The sequence below is a fragment of the Kitasatospora putterlickiae genome (genome assembly GCF_039527695.1).
Taxonomy (GTDB): domain Bacteria; phylum Actinomycetota; class Actinomycetes; order Streptomycetales; family Streptomycetaceae; genus Kitasatospora; species Kitasatospora putterlickiae.
In genome coordinates, this window is record NZ_BAAAKJ010000204.1 from 1 (window position 1) to 7,690 (window position 7,690).

General features: G+C 73.7%; 5 protein-coding genes. 1 reads left to right on the forward strand and 4 read right to left on the reverse strand.

All coding sequences use genetic code 11. From position 1 onward, the window contains the following. Nucleotides 1-487 precede the first annotated feature (487 nt). Nucleotides 488-1,258, forward strand: a complete 771-nt coding sequence (locus ABD308_RS20330; RefSeq protein ID WP_344337277.1) for a bestrophin-like domain — start codon at nt 488-490, stop codon at nt 1,256-1,258. Nucleotides 1,259-1,357: 99 nt separating this feature from the next. Here ABD308_RS20330 and ABD308_RS20335 read toward each other — a convergent pair whose 3' ends face one another. The 4 genes from ABD308_RS20335 to ABD308_RS20350 form a co-directional block, all read right to left on the reverse strand. Further along, nucleotides 1,358-2,548, reverse strand: a complete 1,191-nt coding sequence (locus ABD308_RS20335; RefSeq protein WP_344337279.1) for an acyl-CoA dehydrogenase family protein — start codon at nt 2,546-2,548, stop codon at nt 1,358-1,360. Between the two features lie 140 nt (nt 2,549-2,688). Further along, nucleotides 2,689-3,657, reverse strand: coding sequence for a hydroxymethylglutaryl-CoA lyase (locus ABD308_RS20340; protein ID WP_344337286.1), 969 nt, complete (start codon nt 3,655-3,657; stop codon nt 2,689-2,691). Nucleotides 3,658-3,704: 47 nt separating this feature from the next. Next, nucleotides 3,705-6,011, reverse strand: a complete 2,307-nt coding sequence (locus tag ABD308_RS20345) for an acetyl/propionyl/methylcrotonyl-CoA carboxylase subunit alpha (RefSeq protein WP_344337281.1) — start codon at nt 6,009-6,011, stop codon at nt 3,705-3,707. A 114-nt stretch (nt 6,012-6,125) separates the two neighbouring features. Further along, a partial coding sequence (locus tag ABD308_RS20350; protein WP_344337283.1) for a carboxyl transferase domain-containing protein occupies nt 6,126-7,690 on the reverse strand: 1,565 nt, incomplete at its 5' end.

Here is a 7,690-nt window from a genome sequence, read left to right on the forward strand (position 1 = left end):
TCAGCAGCAGCGGCCGCCGCAGCTGGTGGCGCCGGGGCAGCGGGAGCCGCAGCCGCAGCCGCAGCCGCAGCCGCAGCCGCAGCGGCAGGAGCCGGAGCAGCCGCGGGTGCCGGAGGTGCGGGTGCCGGAGGTGCGGCAGAGGGAGCCGCCGCAGGTGGCGCCTCGGGCGGTGCGGGCGACGGCGCCTCCGGTGCCGGTTCCGGGTCCGGTGCCGGTTCCGAGAGGCCGGGGCAGCCGGGCCAGTCCGGCAACCCGAACTCGAACGGGAGCGAGGCCGGGGCCGCTCAAATCCCGGACGAAACACCGTTCGACTGGGACGACGACTGGGGCACCGATGAGGTGCTGATGCTGCTGTTGGCGATCGTGCTTCCCGTCCTTGTCGTGTTGGCCGCCGCCCTGTCGGTGCGGCAGCGTCGGAGAGAGGGGCCTGGAGGCGGTGGTGGTGGCGGTGGCGGTGGCGAGTGAACGTCGGGGGAGTGGTCGGTAGATGTGGATCAATATCGTCGCGGCGCTGGCCGGTGCGGCGCTCGCGCTGGCCATCGGTGCACTGGTCGGCCGGTCCCGCGGTTCCCGCGAGGGTGCGACCAACCCGTCCGCGATCGGCTTCGCGGGCGCGGCGGTGCTCGGCTTCTTCGCTCTCTTCACCGGCTTCGCCATCGCCGGTTCATGGCAGCAGCTCAACACCGCCCGCCAGCACACCTACGAGGAGTCCCGGGCCCTCACCGAGGTGTACTGGTCAGCCCGGTTGCTGCCCGGCCCGGACCGTCCGGTGGTGCAGCAGCGGGTGCGCGACTACACCCACCAGGTGATCACGGACGAGTGGGAGCAGATGGGCCGTGGCCACGGCAGTGCCGCGACCTGGGCGGCGGCCGACCGGATCCGGACGTCGGTGGACGCGGTGCGGAGCCAGAGCGCATCCGAACTGGCAGCCAAGGCCGATGTGTTGAGGAGTCTGACGGACGTCTATGCGCGGCGGAACGCCCGGCTGGCCGACATTCGCGCGCAGGTGCCGGCGCTGGTGCTGGGAGGTCTGGTGGTGGGGGCGGTGTTCGTACTGGCGACGCCGCCCGTGGTCGGGCTGACCGCGACCGGGCGCAACCTGGTGCTGATGGGGTTCGTGGGGGCCTCGGTGGCGTTCGCGGTCAGTCTGGTGTTCCAGCTCAGCGGCCCGTTCGACGGCGCCGTCAGGGTTGAGCCGACGGCGTTCGAACTCGCGCTGGCCCGGTACGACCAGATCGACTCGGGTGGCCTCGGGTGACTCCTTCCTCCTCACATTCCTCCTGCTGATCGTGATCGCCCCGTCCGGTCCGCCGGCCCGGGCGGACCGGCGGACGAAGCGGATTGGCCTGTGGCAGCCTCAGGAGATGACGCCGAGCTCTCGCGCGATGAGCATCCGCTGAACCTCCGAGGTGCCTTCGCCGATTTCCAGGATCTTGCAGTCCCGCCAGAAGCGGGCGACCGGGAATTCGTTCATGAAGCCGTACCCGCCGTGGATCTGGGTCGCCTCGCGGGCGTTGTCGACGGCGGCCTCCGACGAGTACAGCTTGGCGATCGCGGCCTCCTTCTTGAACGGTTCCGAGTGCAGCAGCCGGGACGCGGCGTCCCGCCAGGCCAGGCGGGCGGTGTGGGCGCGCATCTCCATGTCGGCGAGCTTGAACTGGATGGCCTGGTTGGCGCCGATCGGCCGGCCGAAGGCGCGGCGCGTACCGGCGTACGAGACGGACTGGTCGACGCAGCCCTGGGCCAGGCCGGTGGCCAGGGCGGCGATCGCGATGCGGCCCTCGTCGAGGATCCGCAGGAACTGGGCGTAGCCGCGACCTCGCTCGCCCAGCAGGTTGGCCGCGGGGACGCGGCAGTCGGTAAAGGACAGTTCGCGGGTGTCGGATGCGTTCCATCCGACCTTCGAGTACTTCTTCGACACCTGGAACCCGGGGGTCCCGGTGGGCACGATGATGGAGGAGATTTCCCGCCGTGGCGAGGAGAATTCGCCCTCTTCACTCGAACGAGCGATCGGTTCGGTGAGCGCGGTGACGGTGACCAGACCGGTGATGTCGGTGCCGGAGTTGGTGATGAAGCACTTGGTGCCGTTGATCACCCACTCGTCGGTGGCCTCGTCGTACCGCGCGGTGGTGCGGGTCGCCCCGGCGTCGGAGCCGCCCTCGGGCTCGGTCAGGCCGAACGCGCCGAGCAGTTCGCCCGAGGTCAGCCGGGGCAGCCACTCGCGCTTCTGCTCCTCGGTGCCGAAGCGGTAGACGGGCATCGCGCCGAGCGAGACCGCCGCCTCCAGGGTGATCGCCACCGAGGAGTCGACCCGGGCCAGCTCCTCCAGTGCCAGGCAGAGCGCGAAGTAGTCGCCGCCCATGCCGCCGTACTCCTCCGGGAACGGCAGGCCGAACAGGCCCATCCGCCCCATCTCCCGCACGATCTCGTAGGGGAACTCACCCTGCTCGTAGTACTCGCCGATCTTCGGCGCCACCACGTCCTGGGCGAATTCGGCCACGGTGCGCCGCAGTTCCTCGTGCTCGGTGTTCAACCGGTGGTCGAGCATGGTGATCCTCCTGGGGCCCCGCCTGGTGGGCGCGGGCGTGGTCGGGACGACCGCCGCCGTGCTGGTGTGACGGGCGGGCGGCGTGGTGCGCGGACGAGCGCGGGGGAGCCGGTCGGCGCGCGCGGGACGGTCGGAGCGGGTCAGTCCGGGGGACCGGCGGGCGTGCCGCCGAGCAGGGCCTGGACCGTGCGGGAGGGGCTCGGGCGGCCGAGCCGGCGTGCCATCCAGCCGCTGGTGGCGACCAGGGCGCGCAGGTCGACGCCGGTCCGGACGCCGAGCCCGTGCAGCATCCACACCAGGTCCTCGGTGGCCAGGTTGCCGGTGGCGCTCTTGGCGTAGGGGCAGCCGCCGAGTCCGCCGGCCGAGGCGTCCACGGTGGCGACCCCGGAGCGCAGCGCCGCCAGCGTGTTGCTGAGCGCCTGGCCGTAGGTGTCGTGGAAGTGCACGGCGAGCCGGCCGACCGGCACCCCCGCCGCGGCGAACCCGTCGAGCAGGGCGGTGACCTGGCCGGGGGTGGCCACGCCGATGGTGTCGCCGAGGCTCAGCTCGGCGCAGCCCATCTCCAGCAACTCCGTCCCGAAGCGGACCACCTGGGCGACCGGGACCGGGCCCTCCCAGGGGTCGCCGAAGCACATCGACAGGTAGCCGCGGACCGGGACCCCGGCCGCCGTGGCCCGCTCCACCACGGGGCGGAACATCGCCATCGCCTCGTCCGCCGAGCGGTTGAGGTTGCGGCGCGCGAAGGTCTCGGTGGCGCTGGCGAACACCGCGACGTCGCCGGCGTGGTGGGCCAGCGCGCGGTCCAGGCCGCGCTCGTTGGGCACCAGCACCGGCAGGCGCAGGCCCGGGTGGCGCTCCGGCAAGCCGGCGAGCCGGGGCATCAGTTCCTCGGCGTCGGCGAGCTGGGGTACCCATTTCGGGTGAACGAAGCTGGTGGCCTCGACGGTGCGCAGGCCGGCGGCCGCGAGCCGGGCGATGAACTCGGCCTTGACCTCGACGGGGACGAGCGTGCCCTCGTTCTGCAGGCCGTCGCGCGGGCCGACCTCGTGGATCCGCACCTCCTCGGGCAGACCGGGGGAGCGGACCGGGTCCGGCAGGCCCAGGTCCAGGGCGTCCGGTTCGCGGGCCGGGTCGGCGCCGCGCGGCGCGGGGGCGGTCACGACCGCACCGCCGCGGGCACCTCGGCGGCCTCGGCCGGTGTCACCACGACCAGCAGCTCCTCCATGGCCACGGTGGCGCCGGCGGTGGCCCGCAGCTCGCTCACCGTGCCGTCGTGCGGAGCGGCGATCACGTGTTCCATCTTCATGGCCTCCAGGACGAGCAGGGGCTGGCCCTTGCGGACCGCCTCCCCGGCCGTGGTCTTCACGACCGTGACGGTGCCCGGCATCGGCGCGGTCAGGGCGCCGTGGTGGGCGGCGCCGGCGGCGGTGCTCTCGCCGACCGCGTCATGGGTGTGCACCGGCCAGGCGTCGCCGTCGACGCCGAGCCAGGTCACCGGGGCGGCGACGGAGCCGTCCTCGGCGAGGGTGAAGCCGGTCCGCAGGCCGTCGACGGTCAGGTGGAGACGGTCGCCCGAGCGGCCCGCCCGGGCCCGGTGGACGGGTCCGTCGGCGAGCCGGACCTCGACCTCCAGGGCCGTGCCGGCCGGATTGTCAGTGGCGTCCGCTACGTTGCCCGCAGTGATCGATCGGACGCGCACCGGCACCGGGTCCTGGCCGGGGGTACGGAGTCGGTGGGTGGTCCAGGCCGGGTCGCCGCCCAGGCGCCAGCCGGAGGGAAGGGAGAACGGGTCGGTCCAGCCGTCGGCGTCGGCGGCCGGGGCGAGGTCCAGGTGCCGCGCGAGTGCGGCCGCGTAGTAGAGGAGGTGGACGGGGGCCGGTGGCTCCGGCGGCACGGATCCGGAGGTCTCGGCGGAGGGCGCGGTCCCGGTGGCCGGGGAGTACGGCGAGGCGAGCAGCCCGGGCTGCTGCTGCGCCGTCTGCTCGACCAGGCCGGTGTCGAGCCGGCCGGCGGCGACCTCGGGATGGGCGAGGAGCCGCCGCAGGAAGCCGGTGTTGGTGGTGACGCCGAGGATCCGGGTGTCGGCCAGCGCGGCGCGCAGGCGCCGCAGCGCGGTCGGCCGGTCGGGTCCGTAGGCGATGACCTTGGCGAGCATGGGGTCGTAGGAGCTGGTGATCACGGTCCCGAGGGCGACTCCGGAGTCCACCCGGATGCCTTCGCCCCGCGGTTCGTCGAGGAGCAGGATGCGGCCGCCGGTGGGCAGGAAGTCCCGTTCCGGGTCCTCGGCGCAGATTCGGGCCTCGATGGCGTGGCCCTGGAAGGAGATGTCGGACTGGGCGAAGGAGAGCGGCTCGCCGGCGGCGATCCGCAGCTGCCACTCGACCAGGTCGAGCCGCCGGGGTCGGCCGGCGGCGGGGCCGGGGCCGGTGGACGCCGCGTCGGCCGGGTCGCCGGTGGTCGAACCTGACGTGGACGAACCCTGCGGGCGGGGTCCGGCCACGGCGACGGCGAGTTCGGTGACGGGGTGTTCCACCTGGAGCCGGGTGTTCATCTCCATGAAGAAGAAGTCCCGCACGCCGTCGTCGGTGGCGGGGGAGTCCGGGCCGACGCCGGGGACGATGAACTCCACGGTGCCGGCGCCGGTGTAGCCGCAGGACTCGGCGGCGCGGACGGCGGCGGCGCCCATCGCCGCACGGGTCGCGGCGTTCAGCAGGACGGAGGGAGCCTCTTCGATCAGCTTCTGGTGGCGGCGCTGCAGGCTGCACTCGCGCTCGCCGAGGTGGACGGTGGTGCCGTGGGCGTCGGCCAGCACCTGGACCTCGATGTGGCGCGGCCGGTCGATCCAGCGTTCCAGCAGCAGGGTGTTGTCGCCGAAGGCGGTGCGGGCGACGCGTCGGGCCGCGGCGATCTCGGTCGGCAGGTCGGCCGGGTCGCGGACCAGACGCATGCCCTTGCCGCCGCCGCCGGCGGACGGCTTGAGCAGCACGGGGTAGCCGATCCCCTCGGCGGCCGTGACGAGGTCCTCGTCGGTCGGCGCGGTGGCCTGGCTGCCCGGGACCACCGGTACGCCGGCGGCCCGTACGGCCTCCTTGGCGTTGATCTTGTCACCCATCAGCTCGACCGCGGCGGGAGGAGGACCGATGAAGACGAGGCCGGCGTCGGCGCAGGCGCGGGCGAAGGAGGCGTTCTCGGCGAGGAAGCCGTAGCCGGGGTGGACGGCCTGCGCGCCGGTCCGGCGGGCGGCGGCGAGGATCTGGTCGGTCCGCAGGTAGGTCTCGGCGGCGGAGCTGTCGCTGCGGTCGGCCGGGCCCAGCCGGACCGCGACGTCGGCCTCGCGGACGTGCGGCGCGTCGGCGTCGCCGTCGCTGAACACGGCGACCGAGCGCACGCCGAGCCGCCGCAGGGTGCGGATCACCCGGACGGCGATCTCGCCGCGGTTGGCGACCAGAACTGTGTCGAACATGGGAGGCGTTCCTCCGGGTCGAGGGGAGCCGTACGAAGGAGGTGGTGGCACCGGGTGGGCGCCGGGCACCGGGGAGGCGGCGTGGCCGGTGGGCCGCCGCCTGCGGGAGCAGCGCTACATGCGGAAGACACCGAACGGGCCGGGCGCCGGGAGCGGGGCGTTCGCGCAGGCGGTGAGCGCCAGGCCGAGCACGGTCCGGGTGTCCATCGGGTCGATCACACCGTCGTCCCAGAGCCGGGCGGTGGCGTAGTAGGCGTTGCCCTGGCGCTCGTACTGCTCGCGCACGGGGCGCTTGAACTCCTCCTCCGCCTCGGCGGGCCACTGCTCGCCGTGCGCCTCCAACTGGTCGCGGCGGACGGTCGCCAGCACCGACGCGGCCTGCTCGCCGCCCATCACGGAGATCTTGGCGTTCGGCCACATCCACAGGAAGCGGGGTGAGTAGGCCCGGCCGCACATCGAGTAGTTGCCGGCTCCGTACGAGCCGCCGATCACTACCGTCAGCTTCGGGACGCGGGTGCAGGCGACGGCGTTGACCATCTTGGCGCCGTGCTTGGCGATGCCGCCCGCCTCGTACTGCCGGCCGACCATGAAACCGGTGATGTTCTGCAGGAAGAGGAGGGGGATGCCCCGCTGGTCGCACAACTCGATGAAGTGGGCGCCCTTGAGGGCGGACTCGGCGAACAGCACGCCGTTGTTGGCGACGATGCCGACGGGGTGCCCGTGGATCCGGGCGAACCCGGTCACCAGGGTCGCGCCGTACTCGGCCTTGAACTCGGCGAACCGGCTGCCGTCGACCAGCCGGGCGATCACCTCGCGCACGTCGTAGGGCGTGCGCGGGTCGACCGGGACGGCCCCGTACAGGCCGGCCGGGTCGACGGCGGGCGCCTCGGCCGGGGTGAGCGGCCATGGGCGGGCCGGGCGCGGGCCGAGCCCGGCGACGATGGTGCGGACGATGGACAGGGCGTGGGCGTCGTCCTCGGCCAGGTGGTCCGTGACGCCGGAGGTCCGCGAGTGCAGGTCGCCGCCGCCGAGCTCCTCGGCGGTCACCACCTCGCCGGTCGCCGCCTTCACCAGCGGCGGCCCGCCGAGGAAGATGGTGCCCTGGTCGCGGACGATGACGGCCTGGTCGCTCATCGCCGGGACGTACGCGCCGCCGGCCGTGCAGGAACCGAGCACGGCGGCGATCTGCGGGACGCCCGCGGCCGAGAGGCGCGCCTGGTTGTAGAAGATCCGGCCGAAGTGGTCGCGGTCCGGGAAGACCTCGTCCTGCATCGGGAGGAAGGCGCCGCCGGAGTCGACCAGGTAGACGCAGGGGAGCCGGTTCTCCAGCGCGACCTCCTGGGCGCGCAGGTGCTTCTTGACCGTCATCGGGTAGTAGGTGCCGCCCTTGACGGTGGCGTCGTTGGCGACCACGACCACCTCGCGCCCGGCGACGCGGCCGATGCCGGCGATCACCCCGGCGGCCGGGGCGGCGCCGTCGTACATCCCGTCGGCCGCCAGCGGGGCCAGTTCGAGGAAGGGGGAGGCCGGGTCGAGCAGGGTGTCCACCCGGTCGCGGGGGAGCAGTTTGCCGCGCGCGGTGTGGCGGGCGCGGGCCTTGGCGACGCCGTCGGCGTACGAGAGCGCGGTCGAGGCGTGGCTGTTCTCGATCACGTCGTGGGCGGATTCCGCGCGGGACG

Coding starts and splice junctions, on each gene's coding strand:
- ABD308_RS20335 (WP_344337279.1), bottom strand. CDS start 2,548: ATGCTCGACCACCGGTTGAACACCGAGCACGAGGAACTGCGGCGCACC.
- ABD308_RS20330 (WP_344337277.1), top strand. CDS start 488: ATGTGGATCAATATCGTCGCGGCGCTGGCCGGTGCGGCGCTCGCGCTG.
- ABD308_RS20345 (WP_344337281.1), bottom strand. CDS start 6,011: ATGTTCGACACAGTTCTGGTCGCCAACCGCGGCGAGATCGCCGTCCGG.